The sequence below is a fragment of the Bradyrhizobium sp. CCGB20 genome (assembly GCF_024199855.1).
GTDB lineage: Bacteria > Pseudomonadota > Alphaproteobacteria > Rhizobiales > Xanthobacteraceae > Bradyrhizobium.
Genome location: NZ_JANADN010000001.1, coordinates 5,868,808 through 5,884,190, shown reverse-complemented (window position 1 = coordinate 5,884,190; position 15,383 = coordinate 5,868,808). Strand labels below are relative to the sequence as shown.

Genomic DNA, 15,383 nt, shown 5'->3' with positions numbered 1-15,383 from the left:
ATCGCCCGACGCGGGTGTAGCTCAATGGTAGAGCAGCAGCCTTCCAAGCTGAATACGAGGGTTCGATTCCCTTCACCCGCTCCAATGATTTCAATAGTTTAGTGCGTCAAGTTCTTTTCATTCTGACAAGTCGAGCGTTTTCATTCTGACAAGCGTTCACTTTCCTTTCGCTCGTCTTGCTCGGCCCTTGATGCGCTTCATTTGCGCATCTTGCTTGGCTTCGTCATCATCATGCAGATCGCGCGCCATGGCCGCTGTTGACGACCATTTTCCGTGAGCCCTGATGTGCTTGCTTCGGTCGTGCCGCCATGGCGACGTACGGCAGCCAATCGCGCAATGAAGACCGCTCGTAACACCTCTTTGAAGAGGAGCTTATCGAAGAGCTGATCCACAAAAGGGGCGTCGATGCTTGTGACCCGGCGCGTTCCCAGTCGTCGGCCGTCCTGCAACGCGTACTCGCAAATCATCTGATGCCTGTCTCATGAACACCGCGTTGGCCGGGGCTTAAAGGTTGAAGTCGCTTCGCAGTTTTCTGGGACCAAGTTTGCCGCGCTCTTGGAGTATGCACTTCAGTGCAGAGTCGGGGTCTGCTCTCTCGATCGATTCAGTTTTGAGCGATTCTGATTTGCGCCACTTTCGTGCGCCGCTTGGTCTCCGTAGAAGGGACCGAAGGATTTTTGACGGACGAATAACGGGTGACCACACGAACGATGGCGGGGGAGGCGGGCCGCGGGAACGAGCGGCTCCAGATGCTTGCCGGCGCGATGATCCTGTCCGCCGGTATCAACCGCTTCGAGCAGCCCAAGCGGGTCAATACGGCGCTCACCGCGGGCATCAAGACGGTGGTGTTGCTCAGCGGCCGTCTTCAGATCAGCGTCGGCGGCGGGCGCGAGCGCGAGGTCTGCGGCCGGCCGTTCTGTTGATCCGCAGCTCGGCGGAGACCGAGCGCGACCAGGTCTTCGCCGCCAACGTGCCGATCCGCTATCTGATCGTGCAGATGAACGAAAGCGTGCTCGGCGCCGCGATGACGAACGCGCTCGACCGCTCCTTCGAAGCGATCGACAGTAAGGGCGCCAGCGGCGCGCAGCTGGCCTCCTGTCCCGCCGGCCGCGATCTCCAGGCGCTGGTGTTCCAGATCAACAACTGTCCGATCCAGGGGCCTGAGCGCGAGCTCTACCTCTGCGGCAAGGCGATGCAGCTTGTCGCGCTCGCGATCTCGTCCTGCAGCACCAAGGCGGGCGATGCCGACAACCGGCTCGCGGCGCGCGACGTCGAACGCATTCGCAAGGCGCGTGATCTGCTTGTGGCATCCGTGCGCGAGCCCCCAAGCCTCGATGCGCTGGCGCAGCAGGTCGGCCTCAACGTGCGAAAACTCTCCGCGGGCTTTCGTCAGGTCTATGGCGCCAGCGTGTTCGGCTTCCTCCAGGAATACCGGCTGGAGCAGGCGTACAAGCTGATCTCGACCGGCGAGATGAGCGTGTCGGAAGCGGCCTTCCATGTCGGCTACGGTGCCGCTCATTTCGCCACCATCTTCCGCAAGCGCTTCGGCGTCTCGCCGAGCAGCCTGCGTTGACGGCAAGAAGCGCGACACCATTCGCGGCATCCTGACCCAGTTTTTAGGTCTCCTAACTTTGAACGAAAGCGAGAGTCCGGCGAACGAAAGTCGGCCCCTAGGTCCTATTCCCCCATCGTGCAACACCGATTGCGGCGCGGCGCGGGGTGCCGCGGCAAATGTCGGACTTTGGGGATGATGAAGATTTCTCGCGGTAGATGGATGCTCTACGCTTCGGCGTTGGTTGTTGCGGGCCAGTGGCCGGATGCCGTCCAGGTCGCCCATGCGCAATCGGCCAATGGGACGAACCTGCCGCCGGTGGTGGTCGAGCGGTCGACGCCGAGGACAGTGCGCCGTCCGGCGCGAGCCACGCCTGCCGCTCCGCGCGCCGCCGCGGCAACCCAGCCGACGCCGACGCTGGCCGCAGGATCAAGCACTGCGAAGGAGACGGCGCGCGGACCCGTGCGCGGCATCGTCGCCCATCGCACCGGAACGGGGTCGAAGACCGACAGTTCGATCCTGGAGACGCCGCAGTCGATCACGATCGTCACCCGCGAGCAGATGACGACGCAAGGCGCCCGCTCGGTCGCCGAGGCCCTGCGCTACGAGCCGGGCGTCGTCGCGGAGAGCCGTGTCGGCGACCGTTTCGACAACGTCTTCATCCGGGGCTTCGGAGGCTTCGGTGCGAACGCCAACTATCTTCATTTCTGGGACGGCCTGCGGGTGCCACGCGGCGTGTCCTATGCGATGCCGTCGATCGACCCGTATCTGCTGGAGCGCGTCGAGATCCTGCGCGGCCCGGCCTCCGTGCTCTACGGCCAGAACAATCTCGGCGGCATGGTCAATCTGATCAGCAAGAGCCCGTCGGCAACGCCGCAGGGCGAGGTGTTCACCCGCTTCGGCGACCACAATCGCATCGAGGGCGGCTTCGACGTCAGCGGTCCCATCACCCAGGACGGGCAGCTGCTCTACCGGTTGATCGGACTCGGCCGCAAGGCCGACACCGACGTCAACTACACCACCACCGAGCGCGAATTCATCGCGCCGATGATCACGTGGCGGCCGACGATCGACACCACCTTCACCGTGCGCGCCGTGCACGATCGCGATCCCTCGAGCTACCAGCCGAACTGGCTGCCGGCGCTCGGCACGCTCCAGATCAATCCGAACGGACAGATCCCGCGCAACTTCTTCGCCGGCAATCCGAACTACAACAGCTACGACCGTACGCAGGATTCCATCGCCTACGAGTTCGAGCACCATTTCGACGAGACGTGGACGGTCCGGCAAAATCTCCGCTACATGACGGTGTCCAGCGACTTCAAGGCACTCTCGGTGACAGGCTTCGGCGCGGGCGCGACCTGCGGCGCGGGCGCCACGACCAACCTCTGCATCGGACGCACCAGCACGCATTACATCGAAACGCTCAAGGCCGGCGCGATCGACAATCAGGCGGAGGCGAAGTTTGCGACCGGCTGGCTCCAGCACACCGTGCTGATGGGCGTCGATTTCCAGAAGACCACGGCGGACGCCACCTTCGGCAACGGCACCACCACCTATGTCAACTACCTCAATCCCAATTACGGCACGATCGCCGCGCCGGCCATCACGACACAGACGCTCCAGGATCGCGAGCAGACCGGCGTCTATCTCCAGGACCAGATCCGCCTCGGCAAGCTCGCTGCGGTGATCGGCGTGCGCAACGACTGGGCCAATGCCACTTCGGACACGCGCACGATCGCTACCGGTGTCTACACCAACCGCAGCCACCCTTCCGACTCCGCAACGACATGGCGCACCGGCCTGACCTATCTGTTCGACAGCGGTTTGGCGCCCTATGTCAGCTATGCGACCTCGTTCGAGCCGACCATCGGCACGGACTACACCGGCGCGGCCTTCGTGCCGACCACCGGCCAGCAATACGAAGTCGGCGTGAAGTACCAGCCCAACGGCTTCAACGGCTTTTTCATGCTGTCGCTGTACGACATCACGCAGAACAACGTGCTGACCACGGACACGACGCATCTCTATGCGACCTATCCGGCGTGTACCCAGTCCGGCGTCAACTGCCAGATCCAGCAGGGCCAGGTGAACTCCAAGGGCATCGAGTTCGGTGCCAAGCTGACGCCGATCCCCGGTCTCGACATCATCGCGGCCGCTGCCCACAATGACATCGAGATCACCAAGAGCACGCAAGTGGTCAGCGGTATCTCGATCCAGGGCAAGGCGCCGGTCGGCGCGCCCGCCAACACGGCTTCGCTGTGGGTCGACTACACCATCCAGAGCGGCCAGATGGCGGGCTTCGGCTTCGGCGGCGGTGTTCGCTATGTCGGCGAATCCTTCGGCGACAACATCAACTCCATGGCGATGATCGTGCCGGCCTACATCCTCGCCGACGCCATGCTGCACTACGACCTCTACGGCCTGTCGCCGCAATTGAAGGGCTGGAAGCTGGCGCTGAACGTCACCAACCTGTTCGACAAGACCTATGTGTCGGCCTGCGCCTCCGCGACCCAGTGCTTCTATGGCAACGGCCGCTCGACCATGGGGACGATCCGATACCAGTGGTAGCGAACGATAAGTCTCCGATGATCGATGCCGTGCTGCCCGGTGCGTCGGTGCGCGACATGCGCTCGAACGCCGGGCACGACTATCGGATATTCGTCTGGCAGCCGGAACCGCGGCCGCGCGGGCCGCTGCCCGTGCTCTATCTGCTGGACGGCAACGGGATGTTTCCGATCGCGGCGGCCGCGCTGGCGCTGCAGTCGCGCCGCGCCGAGCGTACCGGCGTGGCGCCGTCGATCATCGTCGGCATAGGCTATCCGGCCGCGCACTGGATCGATGCCAGGCGGCGGACCTGCGATTATACGCCGCCGGTCGCCGGAGGTCGCCTCGCGCAGCGGCCGGGCAATCGCGAATGGGGCGAGACCGGCGGCGCCGACCACTTCCTCGACTTCATCCAGCACGAGCTGGCGCCGGCGATCTCGAACGAATTCCCCATCGATCCCGACCGCACCGCGCTGTTCGGTCATTCCTTCGGCGGCCTCTTTGCGCTCTACGCGCTCTTGACCCGGCCGGCGCTGGTCCGTAGCACCATCGCGGCCAGCCCGTCGATCTGGTTCGCACCCGATGAACTCAGGGAGCGGCTGGCAAACTTTGAGCCGCCGCCGATGGCGCGGCGGCGCGTGCTCGTTACCGTCGGCAGCCTCGAGCAGGGCGGCATGTCCGGCGACAATGATGCCGACGATTACGGATCATGGATACGGCGCAACCGGATGGTGGACAACGCCCGCGAATTCTCGACCGAACTTGGGCGCGCAGGCGACGCCTCGCTCGATGTCTCCTTCCGGATGTTCGAGGACGAGAATCATGCGTCCGTGGTGCCATCAGCCATCAGTCTCGCGCTTCGTTTCGCGCTGCCGCCGAAGTGACCCCATGCGCCGCCTTGTGATCATTATCCTCGCTGTGATCGCGTCCGCGTATGTCACGCTTGCCGCTCTGCCGGCCGCGGCGGACGAAGGCGTCGTCGTGACTGATATCACGGGCCGCACGGTCACCTTGCCGCGCCCCGCAAAGCGCGTGTTGCTCGCGGAGGGTAGGCAGATCATCGCGCTGTCGCTGCTCGATCCAAAGCCGGTCGATTTCCTCGCGGCCTGGCTCGGCGACTTCCGCCGCAATGACAGCGAGAGCTACGCGCAATACCGCCGGAAATTCCCTGAGATCGATCAGGTCCCGGTGCTCGGCATCGGCAGCGACGGCACCTTTCCGGTCGAGCGGGCGATCGAAATCAAGCCCGACGTTGCCGTCCTCGGGATCTCCTTCGCACCTGGCGGCAGAGCCAATGACGTGGCGCGGCAGCTCGAAGCCGCTGGCATCCCGGTCGTGTTCACCGACTTCTTCGTCGCGCCGTTCGAGCACACGGTGGCGAGCGTGCGTATCCTAGGCCGGGTGATCGGGCGCGATGCGCGGGCGGGTGAGTTCGCCGAATTCTACGAACCGCGCATGAAGCGCATTGCCGACCTCGTCGCGCGTGCCAATGGGCAGCGTCCGCGCGTACTGCTGGAGACGCACGCGAGCGTCGGTGACTGTTGCCACGCGCCGGGCGCCGGCAACATCGGCCGCTTCATCGCATTCGCCGGTGGCGACAGCATCTCGGCCTCCGTCGCGCCTGGGCCGACCGCGCAGCTCAGCCTCGAATATGTCATCGCGGCCAATCCCGACATCTATATCGGCACAGGCGGGGCACATCTGAAAGCGTCAGGCGGTCTCGTCATCGGGCCCGGCTTCGACCCTGCGGCCATTCGTGAGCGGCTCGCCGCGGTGGTGGCGCGGCCGGGCTTCTCCGGCCTCAGCGCCGTCCGCAACGGCCGCGTCCACGGGCTGTTCCACAACATCATCTCGACCCCGCTCAATCTGGTCGCGGCCGAGGCGCTGGCGCGCTGGATCCACCCGGAAGCCGCGCGCGAGATCGATCCCGATGCGACCATCTCCGAGCTCAACGCCCGCTTCCTCGCCGTGCCGTTGCAGGGTGTCTACTGGATCGACCTGAAATGAGCGCCGTGTCGCCGCAGGCCGGCCGGGGGCAGGGGGATGCGTCACCCGATCTGCTGGCGCGCACGGAAGCCGCGTATCGTGCATTGGTGCGGCGCAGGATGATCTGGCTCGTGCTGGTGGCGCTGGTCGCACTCGCCGCGTTTATCGCCGATCTCGGCACCGGGCCTTCGCGGCTCGGGCTTGGCGGCGCGCTCGGCGGCATCCTGCGACCGGACTCGCTCTCGGGGGCCGAGGCCGCGATCCTCTGGGAGGTCCGTCTGCCTCAGGCCGTGCTCGCCGTGCTGGTTGGCCTCGCGCTCGCCACAGCGGGCGCCGAGATGCAGACGATCCTGGACAATCCGCTCGCAAGCCCCTTCACGCTGGGCGTGTCGTCCTCCGCTTCGTTCGGCGCGGCGCTGGCGATCGTGCTCGGCATCGGCATCCCCGGCGTGCCGCAGACCTGGCTGATTTCTGCCAATGCCTTCGTGTTCGCGACCATCGTCGTGCTGGTGTTGCAGGCCGTGGTGCGCTGGCGCGGTTCGGGGACGGACATCCTCGTGCTTTGCGGCATCGCCCTGTTCTTCACCTTCAACGCGCTGGTCGCGCTGACGCAGTTCCTGGCGAGCCAGCAGGCGCTCCAGCAATTGGTGTTCTGGACCATGGGCAGCCTGTCGCGGGCGAGCTGGGACAAGGTCCGCGTGCTCGCGCTCGTGCTTCTCGTTACCTTGCCGTTCGCCCAGCGCGCAGCATGGCCGATGATGGCGCTGCGGCTCGGCGAGGATCGCGCCCGCAGCCTCGGCATCAACATCGCACGGCTGCGGCTGATGGCGCTGTTGCGCGTCAGCCTGATGACGTCGACTGCCATCGCTTTCGTCGGAACGATCGGATTTGTCGGGCTGGCCGGCCCGCATATCGCGCGTCTCCTGCTGGGGGAGGATCACCGCTTCCTGCTGCCCGCGAGCGCCCTGACCGGCGCCGCCATCATGTCGCTGGCCTCGGTCGCTTCCAAGACGATTATTCCCGGCGTGTTGATCCCGATCGGAATCGTGACCGCCATGGTAGGGCTGCCTGTGTTCTTCTCGCTGATTTTCAACAGGCGCGGGACGGTCTGAGTGATGACGGGTCTCGAGATCGACAATGTACGGGCGGGCTATCGCGGGCGTGAGGTGCTGACGGGACTGACGCTGCCGCCGATCGGGCAGGGGCGCATCACCGCGCTGGTTGGCCCGAACGGTGCGGGCAAGACTACGCTTCTGCGCGCGCTCGCGGGCCTGCTTCCGGCGAGCGGCACGATCCGACTGGATGGAGTGAACCTGCTGGGCATTTCTGCCGCCGAGCGGGCGCGTCGGATTGCGTTCATGCCGCAGTTTGCGCCGCAGCGGCTATCGCTCACGGTGGTGGAAGCAATCATTGCGGCGCTCCGTGCCTCTCCCGTCGATGCGCCGGCTGATGGACACGACGCACGGCAGCGCGCGCTCGAAGCGCTGGACCGGCTCAAGATCCTCGACCTCGCGCTCCAACCGTTCGACACGCTCTCTGGCGGTCAGCGGCAACTGGCCAGCCTTGCCCAGGCCCTGGTGCGTCGTCCACGGCTCCTGCTGCTGGACGAGCCGACCAGCGCGCTCGACCTGCGTTACCAACAGAAAGTGATTGCCAATGTTCGCGAGACAGCAAGCGCGGGCACGATCGTGATCATGGTGCTTCACGATCTTCAGGCTGCGGCGTCATGGGCAGATTCGGTCATCGTGTTGAGCGACGGCAGGCTGTTCGCTCACGGCGGCCCGGGAGAGGTGATCACATCGTCGATGCTGGGAAAGGTCTACGGGATCGATGCGGTCGTGGAGCATACGGCCGGAGGCGGACTACATATTCAAGTCGGCTGAGCGCGGCAGCTCAACCGGTCAGGTACCCTGCTGAACCGCTAAGCCGACAATTTATGTAGCAGAAACTCGAAGAATTTCGGGTTGTCGGCCCGTGAGACGTTGATGCGGATAGCTCTGGCGAGCGGGCTCTGCTTGTTCAGGCAGAACAGGCTTCCGGGCGCGATGAAGATGCTCTCCTTCGCGCCGTCGCGTGCGAGCTTCATGTCGTCCACGCCTTCCGGAAGCAGCAGGTAGACGTAATAGCCTGCCTTGGCGGTAGAATAAATCTGATGACCCGCCCGTAACAGATCGGCCTGAACGCGGCTTGCCGCGGCTTCGGTCCGCTGCCCGAGCCTCTTGAGGTGCCTGTCGTAGTGGCCATCGACGAGCAGGCGATGCAGCAGGCGCTCGACATGTCCGGAGCTGTTCACCGTGGTGAGCATCTTGAGCTCCGCGAGCGTCGCGATGCGGTCGATGTGGGCCGCAATGAAGCCGGACCGTAGGCTCGCCGATAGCGTCTTCGAGAAGGTTCCTATCGATATGACGTTGTTGAGCTGGTCGAGCGTCGCCAGTCTGTTGGCCGTACTCATGGGAAGATCGGCGAACGGATCGTCTTCGACTATCACGAGGTTGGATCGTGTTGCCGCCTTGAGCACGGCATGCGCCACGGGGAGGGTGATCGAGCCGCCAGTCGGATTATGGCCAAGCGACTGCGTGAAGAACAACTTTGGGCGTTCAGCATCGATCTTGGCCATGAGGTCGTCGACATCGGGGCCATCGGGCGTGCGGCGAACGCCGACAATCCGGACCTGCGCCAGCGTAAGCTTCGCGAACAGCGGATAGTAGCCGGGTTCGTCCACGAGGACGGTATCTCCCGGCGACAGCATCGCCCGGATCACCAGGTCGAGGGCGTGGTTCGCGCCGAACGTGAGCAGCAGGCTGTTCTCCTTCACTGCAACCTGCTGCGCTTGCAAGCGTAACGCGATTTGCTGCCTGAGTGGAAGGAAGCCCAGCGCGGACCCATAGGCGTCGGCATCGGCCGGCAGAATCCGTCCGTTGCTGCTCAGGTAACGCTTGATTTCCGAATGCTCGGTCCAAGACGCGGGCGGCCGACCATCGCCGACGCGGATCTCGAAATTCTGCGAGAGCTGGGCGCTCAACAGCGATGCGATGTCGACGGCTTCCGAGACGTGTCTCGGTCGGCCCCCATCGTCGCCACGATAGATGATCACGAAGCCGGAACCTGCCCTGGCGGCGATGAGCTGGTCGAGCACCAGCCGGTCGTAGGCTTCGACCACGGTGTTCTTGGACACCCCGAATTCTGCAGCGGCTTTTCTGATCGAGGGCAGGCGGCTGCCTTCGGGCATCGCGCCGGACAGGATTTGCGCACGCAGTCGATTGGCCAGCCCGCCCGCTAGCGTTGCTCCATGATCGCGTTTGTCGGGCGCTCGCGCCAAGCAGCCCCTCCAGTCGGGTACGGTGTAGGACAGTTGTTCGGAAGTGTATCCTGAATTGACAGTAATCAGATGCTGTCGGAGGGTTCAATGGGGCGGCGGCCGACTTGTCGCGTGACCTCTAACCGCACAAGCTGGAGTTCCGCCCGAGAAAGCCGTCCGATCTTCCCGCTCATGCGTGGGTACAGTTGTGGACAGTATTTTCAAATTGTCCCTTTTGACCGCGGTGCGATGCTGCCTAACGTCGCCCCAACCGAAAAATTCGTGGTGGGAGACGCGGCAATGGCCGGACCCGAGGCGGGGCAGCTGTCCCGAAACATCAATTCGCGCCTGGAGAATCTGCGTAACCTGTCGCCCGCGCAGCGGATGGGGCGCGTGACTGAGGCGACCTCGCTCGGCGAGGCCGAGAGCAAGGCCTTTGGTGCCGGAACGCTGCCGGTCGAGCTCGCCAATGGCATGATCGAGAACGTCATCGGCACGTTCGAGCTGCCCGTCGGTATCGCCACCAATTTCACGGTGAACGGCCGCGACTATCTGGTTCCGATGGCGATCGAAGAGCCCTCGGTCGTCGCTGCAGCCTCCTACATGGCGCGCATCGTCCGCAAATGCGGGGGCTTCCACACGTCGAGCACTGGGCCGATCATGCGGGCACAGGTGCAGGTGCTGGGCGTAACCGACGTTCACGGTGCCCGTGCACGGGTGCTGAAGCAGCGCTCGGGCATCATCGAAGCCGCCAATGCCAAGGACAAGGTGCTGATCTCGCTCGGCGGTGGCTGCCGGGACATCGAAGTCCATATTTTCGAGGAGACGCCGGTCGGCCCCATGCTCGCCGTGCATCTCATCGTCGACGTCCGCGATGCCATGGGCGCCAACACGGTCAACACGATGGCCGAGACGGTCGCGCCGATCATCGAGCGGATCACCGGCGGCACAGTGCGCCTGCGCATCCTCTCGAACTACGCGGATTTGCGCATTGCACGCGCCATGGTGTCGGTGACCCCGGAGGCGCTGAATACCAACGAGTACAGCGGCGAGCGCGTCGCGCGCGGCATCGTCGAGGCCTGTGCGTTCGCGATCGTAGATCCCTATCGGGCGGCGACCCACAACAAGGGCATCATGAACGGCGTTGATCCCGTCGTCGTGGCCACTGGCAACGACTGGCGTGCGATCGAGGCTGGTGCCCATGTCTGGGCGTCGCGCTCCGGTCGCTATACGTCGCTCTCCAATTGGGAACTCGACGGCAAGGGCAACCTTGTCGGCACGCTGGAAATGCCGATGGCGCTCGGTCTCGTCGGCGGCGCCACCAAGACACATCCCGCCGCGCGCGCGGCGCTGAAGATACTGGACGTGCAGAGCGCACAGGAACTGGCGGAGGTCACCGTCGCGGTCGGGCTCGCCCAGAACATGGGCGCGCTCCGCGCGCTTGCGACAGAGGGTATCCAGAAGGGGCACATGGCGCTTCACGCCCGGAACATCGCGATCGTTGCAGGGGCCGCCGGCGACGAGATCGAGAAGGTCGCCGCTGCGCTCGCCGCCGATCACGACGTACGCGTCGATCGCGCCAAGGAGGTTTTGGAGAAGCTGCGTTCGTGAGGTGCCGATGCCTGCATGACGTGCAGGCATTTCGCCGCCTCGACGCGCGAGCTCGAAAATGTATGTTCGGCGCTCACCCCCTGAGCGAGATTGCGCGCCATGCCGGCGGGCGTTCAACGGGGGAGGGAGAATGATGTGAAAAAAGAAGAAAACATGGGCGGGTTGGCCGCGCGCAGCGGCCCTCTCAAAAACGTCGTGGTTCTCGACATCACGCGTGTCGTCGCAGGACCGTTCTGTTCGATGCTGCTAGCCGATCTCGGCGCCACTGTGATCAAGATCGAACATCCCGGTGATCCCGATTATGCCAGGACGTTTCCGCCCTTCGTCGGCGACGAGCAGCTCAGCGCCTTCTTCACGCAGTTCAACCGCAACAAGCAGGGCATCACGATCAATCTCAAATCGGATGACGGCAAGGCACTGCTGAAGAAGCTCGTCCGCAAGGCCGACATCCTCATCGAGAATTTCCGCCCCGGCACGATGGACAAGCTCGGCCTCGGCTACGAAGTGCTGCGCGCCGAGAATCCAAAACTCATCTACACCGCGATCAGCGGCTTTGGCCGCACCGGGCCCAACTCGTCGAAACCCGCCTATGACAATACCGGGCAGGCGGCGGGCGGATTGTGGTCGATGAACGGCTACGCCGAGATGCCGCCGGTCCGCGTCGGCACCATCATCGGCGATCTCGCGGCCTCGCTTTATGCGGCGATCGGAACGCTCGCGGCGCTGCGCGAGGCCGAGACATCAGGCGTCGGCCAGGTCGTCGACGTCTCGCAGCAGGATTCGGTCCTGACGCTGACCGAGAATGCGGTGGTCCGCTACACCGCCGAGAAGGACGTCGCATCGCCGCTCGGCAATGATCATCCGTTCGTGCGGCCCTATGGCCAGTTTCCCTGCAAGGACGGCTACGTCTTCTTCGGCGGCTACACCGACAAGTTCTGGGCGATCACCTGCGCCCTGTTCGGCGAGCCCGAGCGCGCCAGGGACCCTGATATCGACACGATGGAGAAGCGGTTCGACCGCGTCGTCGCCGAGACGAAAGTGAAGCCGCTGCTGGAGCGCTGGTTCAGCCGCTACACCAAGGCCGAGCTCGAGGAGATGGCGGGTGACAAGATCCCGCTCAGCGCGATCAAGACCATCGCCGAGGTGGTCGAGGACCCCCACATCGCCGCGCGCAACATGATCGTCAACGTGCCCGTTGCCGGCAAGCTGATCGGCATGTTCGGCCAGCCGATCAAGCTGTCCGGTGCCGAGCAGATATCCTTCGAGAGGGCGCCGCTGCCGGGCGAGCACAATGCGGACGTGCTGGCGCGTCTCGCGGACGTCTCGCCCGAAGAGCTGGCGCGCCTCAAGGCGTCGGGAGCGATTTGATGTCGATCGATTTTACCAGGGACGGCCATATCGCGACGGTCAGGATCAACCGGCCGGACAAGCTGAATGCGCTGACGCTCGCGATGTATGACGATCTCGGCCGCGCCTTCTTCGAGATCAGGGACGATGACAAGATCCGCGCCGTCGTGCTCACGGGCGCGGGCGAGCGGGCATTCTGTGTCGGCGCCGATCTCACGGAATCGATTCCGGCGCTGGCCTCCGATCGCTTCGATATCTCCGAGTGGGATCCGGCGCACATCAAGTTTCCCGGCTTCTTCAAGCCGGTCGTGAGCGCCGTCAAGGGCATGTGCATGGGCGGCGGCTTCGAGATCATGCTGGCAACCGACATCCGCATCGCCGCGCGCAATGCGGTATTCCAGCTGCCCGAACCGAAGCACGGCTTCGTGCCGGCCGGCGGCACGCTGGTGCGGCTGGTCCGCCAGATCGGCTATGCGCACGCGATGGAGATCATGCTGACTGCGCAGCGCTTCTCCGCGGACGACATGCAGGCTAAGGGCGTCGTCAACCACGTCGTCGACGCCGACAAGGTCGAGCCGCTCGCGCACGAGTTTGCCGAAAAGATCGCCGCGCTCAGCCCGGTCGCGATCCAGACCATCAAGGAAGCCGCGCTGACGCTGCAGGACCTGCCGCTCACCGAAGCGTTCCGCATCGAGGCCAAGCTCGGCCAGCGCACCTTCACCAGCGAGGATGCCAAGCGGGGCCTTGCCGCATTCGCGAACAGGGCCGGCGACAAATGACGTCACGGCCGCTTCGGTGGCCGCAAACAAGAAGACTTCATTGGAAAGGGGTAGGGCTATGAGGCGATCGGAATTCAGGATGTGTTATCTGGCGGGCGGGGCCGTCGGCCTGTTGCTGTTTGCGGCGCCCGCTGCGGCGCAGAACGAGAAGGTGTCCGACGGCGTCGTCCGCATTGGGCTGATCGAGGACATGTCGGGCGTCTATGCCGACATCACCGGCAAGGGAGCCGTCACTGCCGCGCAGATGGCCGTTGAGGAGTTTGGCGGCAAGGTGCTGGGCATGCCGATCGAGATCGTGTCGGCGGATCACCAGAACAAGCCCGACATTGCCGCCAACGCCGCGCGCAAATGGTTCGGCACCGAGAAGGTCGACGCCATTCTCGACGTTGCGTCGTCCTCGCCCGCGCTGGCCGTCCTCGAGATTGCCAAAGAGAAGAAAAAGATCATCACACTGAGCTCGCCAGGCTCAACGCGGATCACCAACGAGGTCTGCGGTCCCTACGTCGCCCACTGGGCCTACGACACTTTTGCCATCGCCAACAGCACAGGCAAGGCTCTGGTCAGCCAGGGTTTCGATACCTGGTATTTCGTGACGGCCGATTACGCCTTTGGTCAGGGCCTTGAGAAGGATACTGGCGAGGTCGTCACGACGCTCGGCGGCAAGGTTCTGGGAAGCACGAAGCACCCGGTCGGGACGGCCGATTTCGCCTCCGTTTTGCTGACCGCACAGGGTTCCAAGGCGAAGGTTGTCGCGCTGGCCAACGCCGGCGGCGACACCATCAATTCGATCAAGCAGGCTGCCGAGTTCGGCCTGACCTCAGGTGGCCAGAAACTCGCTGCGCTCGCCGGCTTCATCAACGACGTCCATGGTCTCGGACTGAAGGAAGCCAAGGGCCTGACGATCACCGAAGCGTCCTATTGGGACATGAACGACGATACGCGGAAGTGGTCGAAGCGCTTCTATGCGACCATGAACGCGATGCCGAACATGCTGCAGACCGGCACCTATTCGTCGGTCCTGCACTATCTGAAGGCCGTGCAGGCCGCGGGCACCGACAAAACCGAAGACGTCATGCAGAAGATGCGCGAGCTGCCGGTCAACGACGTCTTCTACAAGAACGGCAAGATCCGCGAGGATGGCCGCATGGTCCATGACATGTATCTGTTCGAGGTGAAGAAGCCGGAAGAGTCCAAAGCACCTTGGGACTACTATAAGCTTCTCGCCACGATCCCGGCCGATCAGGCCTTCCAGCCCTTGGCGCAGTCGCGCTGTCCCTTGATCAAGAAGCCGGGATAACGTGACCGTCTGACCGTGGTTGTCAAAGCCAGGCTCATGGCGGCAGAGGGCGAGCGCAAATGAGGGAGCGTACGCGTACCGAGAGACGGGCACGCGCGCTCCCGTGCAGTCGCGGCGATTAGCGCAGCACGACTTCTTGATCGGTCCAGCGGAGGTAATGCCGCGGTGCCGCACCAAGCTCACGTTTGAACATGGCGGCGAAAGCGCTTGGGCTATCGTAGCCGACATCCAGCGCGACGCATGTCACGGGTTCGCCCGCACCCAGGCGTGCCAGGGCTTCCAAAAGCCGCACGCGCTGCCGCCACACCGAAAAGCTCTGGCCGGTCTCGCGACGGAACAGTCGGGTCAACGTTCGCCGGCTCAGGCTGCACTTGTCGGCCCAGTCATCGAGCGTGAGGTCTGAGGCCGGATCGCCGAGGACCGCCTTGCAGATAGCCGCAAGCCTTGGGTCTGGCGGCACCTGCACGTGCAGCGTCACCTCCGGCATGCGCGCGATTTCGGTCAGCAGGAACTCGACGAGCTTGCCATCGCGTCCGCTCTGATCGTAGGTCTCTGGCATGCGCACCGCTTCGTCCATCAGCGCTTCCACCAGCGACGAGGCACGGACCAGGCGGCACATATCCGACGCCTCGCGTTCGCGGTCGGGCGTAACGTAGATCGACTGCGCCTCGACCTCGCCCCAGGCGCGCGACTGATGCACAACGCCGGCCGGAATCCACAATCCATGGCCGGGCGGGATCACGAAATGGCCGCGCTCCGTCATCATGGCGGTGACGCCCGCGATTTGGAGGACGAATTGATCGCGCCGATGCGCGTGCCGCGTGCTGGTGGTCTCGTTCGGGTAGATTGCCGTCATCGCGGCCACCGGTCGTTCGACCTTCTGAAGCTGGCCGGCATAGCGTGCCACTTCTGCGGGGCCCACCGGCTTGTGGCTGGAGCGCAATTCGCCGGTGTCATTTCGCCGCG

14 protein-coding genes and 1 tRNA gene are annotated in these 15,383 nt (G+C 64.3%); 12 read left to right on the top strand and 3 right to left on the bottom strand.

Annotated features, from left to right (window positions below; translation table 11 throughout):
- The first annotated feature begins 10 nt into the window (after nt 1-10).
- Nucleotides 11-84: transfer RNA gene (locus NLM15_RS27595), tRNA-Gly, on the top strand.
- Nucleotides 85-197: 113 nt separating this feature from the next.
- On the opposite strand, the gene NLM15_RS27590 is transcribed toward NLM15_RS27595, so the two are convergent.
- The gene (locus tag NLM15_RS27590; protein WP_254120625.1) at nt 198-467 is read right to left on the bottom strand and encodes a hypothetical protein; all 270 of its coding nucleotides are present in this window, start codon (nt 465-467) and stop codon (nt 198-200) included.
- A gap of 228 nt (nt 468-695) precedes the next feature.
- On the opposite strand from NLM15_RS27590, the gene NLM15_RS27585 reads away from it, so the two are divergent.
- The 7 genes from NLM15_RS27585 to NLM15_RS27555 all read left to right on the top strand — a co-directional run bounded on the left by NLM15_RS27585 (nt 696) and on the right by NLM15_RS27555 (nt 7,968).
- The gene (locus NLM15_RS27585) at nt 696-923 is read left to right on the top strand and encodes a hypothetical protein (RefSeq protein WP_254120623.1); all 228 of its coding nucleotides are present in this window, start codon (nt 696-698) and stop codon (nt 921-923) included.
- On the top strand, nt 920-1,573 hold the full coding sequence (locus NLM15_RS27580; RefSeq protein ID WP_254120621.1) for a helix-turn-helix transcriptional regulator: 654 nt from the start codon (nt 920-922) through the stop codon (nt 1,571-1,573). The genes NLM15_RS27585 and NLM15_RS27580 overlap by 4 nt, the downstream gene beginning before the upstream one ends.
- 174 nt (nt 1,574-1,747) lie before the next feature.
- Nucleotides 1,748-4,123, top strand: a complete 2,376-nt coding sequence (locus NLM15_RS27575) for a TonB-dependent siderophore receptor (protein WP_254120619.1) — start codon at nt 1,748-1,750, stop codon at nt 4,121-4,123.
- A 17-nt stretch (nt 4,124-4,140) separates the two neighbouring features.
- Complete coding sequence (locus NLM15_RS27570; protein ID WP_254120617.1) at nt 4,141-4,983, top strand: alpha/beta hydrolase; 843 nt, start codon at nt 4,141-4,143, stop codon at nt 4,981-4,983.
- A gap of 4 nt (nt 4,984-4,987) precedes the next feature.
- Entirely contained in the window at nt 4,988-6,106 is a 1,119-nt protein-coding gene (locus NLM15_RS27565; protein ID WP_254120616.1) for an ABC transporter substrate-binding protein, read from the top strand.
- Complete coding sequence (locus NLM15_RS27560) at nt 6,103-7,197, top strand: FecCD family ABC transporter permease (RefSeq protein ID WP_375166863.1); 1,095 nt, start codon at nt 6,103-6,105, stop codon at nt 7,195-7,197. Before NLM15_RS27565 ends, NLM15_RS27560 begins: the two co-directional genes overlap by 4 nt.
- Before the next feature lie 3 nt (nt 7,198-7,200).
- Nucleotides 7,201-7,968 carry an ABC transporter ATP-binding protein gene (locus tag NLM15_RS27555; RefSeq protein WP_254124436.1) on the top strand — a complete coding sequence of 256 codons (768 nt, stop codon included), beginning with the start codon at nt 7,201-7,203 and terminating at the stop codon, nt 7,966-7,968.
- A gap of 38 nt (nt 7,969-8,006) precedes the next feature.
- Here the strand turns inward: NLM15_RS27555 and NLM15_RS27550 are convergent, their stop codons facing one another.
- Nucleotides 8,007-9,404: a PLP-dependent aminotransferase family protein gene (locus tag NLM15_RS27550; protein ID WP_254120615.1), complete on the bottom strand. Its 1,398-nt coding sequence runs from the start codon at nt 9,402-9,404 to the stop codon at nt 8,007-8,009.
- A gap of 279 nt (nt 9,405-9,683) precedes the next feature.
- On the opposite strand from NLM15_RS27550, the gene NLM15_RS27545 reads away from it, so the two are divergent.
- From NLM15_RS27545 to NLM15_RS27530, 4 genes are all read left to right on the top strand, one after another.
- A complete protein-coding gene (locus tag NLM15_RS27545; protein ID WP_254120613.1) occupies nt 9,684-10,994 on the top strand; it encodes a hydroxymethylglutaryl-CoA reductase, degradative in 1,311 nt (436 codons plus the stop codon).
- 135 nt (nt 10,995-11,129) lie between these two features.
- Nucleotides 11,130-12,362 (top strand): CaiB/BaiF CoA-transferase family protein, encoded by a 1,233-nt coding sequence (locus NLM15_RS27540; RefSeq protein ID WP_254120611.1) that lies wholly within the window; start codon nt 11,130-11,132, stop codon nt 12,360-12,362.
- A complete protein-coding gene (locus NLM15_RS27535) occupies nt 12,362-13,120 on the top strand; it encodes an enoyl-CoA hydratase/isomerase family protein (RefSeq protein ID WP_254120610.1) in 759 nt (252 codons plus the stop codon). Before NLM15_RS27540 ends, NLM15_RS27535 begins: the two co-directional genes overlap by 1 nt.
- A gap of 79 nt (nt 13,121-13,199) precedes the next feature.
- Nucleotides 13,200-14,417 (top strand): ABC transporter substrate-binding protein, encoded by a 1,218-nt coding sequence (locus NLM15_RS27530; protein ID WP_254120608.1) that lies wholly within the window; start codon nt 13,200-13,202, stop codon nt 14,415-14,417.
- A gap of 118 nt (nt 14,418-14,535) precedes the next feature.
- Here NLM15_RS27530 and NLM15_RS27525 read toward each other — a convergent pair whose 3' ends face one another.
- Nucleotides 14,536-15,324 carry a helix-turn-helix domain-containing protein gene (locus tag NLM15_RS27525; protein WP_254120606.1) on the bottom strand — a complete coding sequence of 263 codons (789 nt, stop codon included), beginning with the start codon at nt 15,322-15,324 and terminating at the stop codon, nt 14,536-14,538.
- Nucleotides 15,325-15,383: the final 59 nt, after the last annotated feature.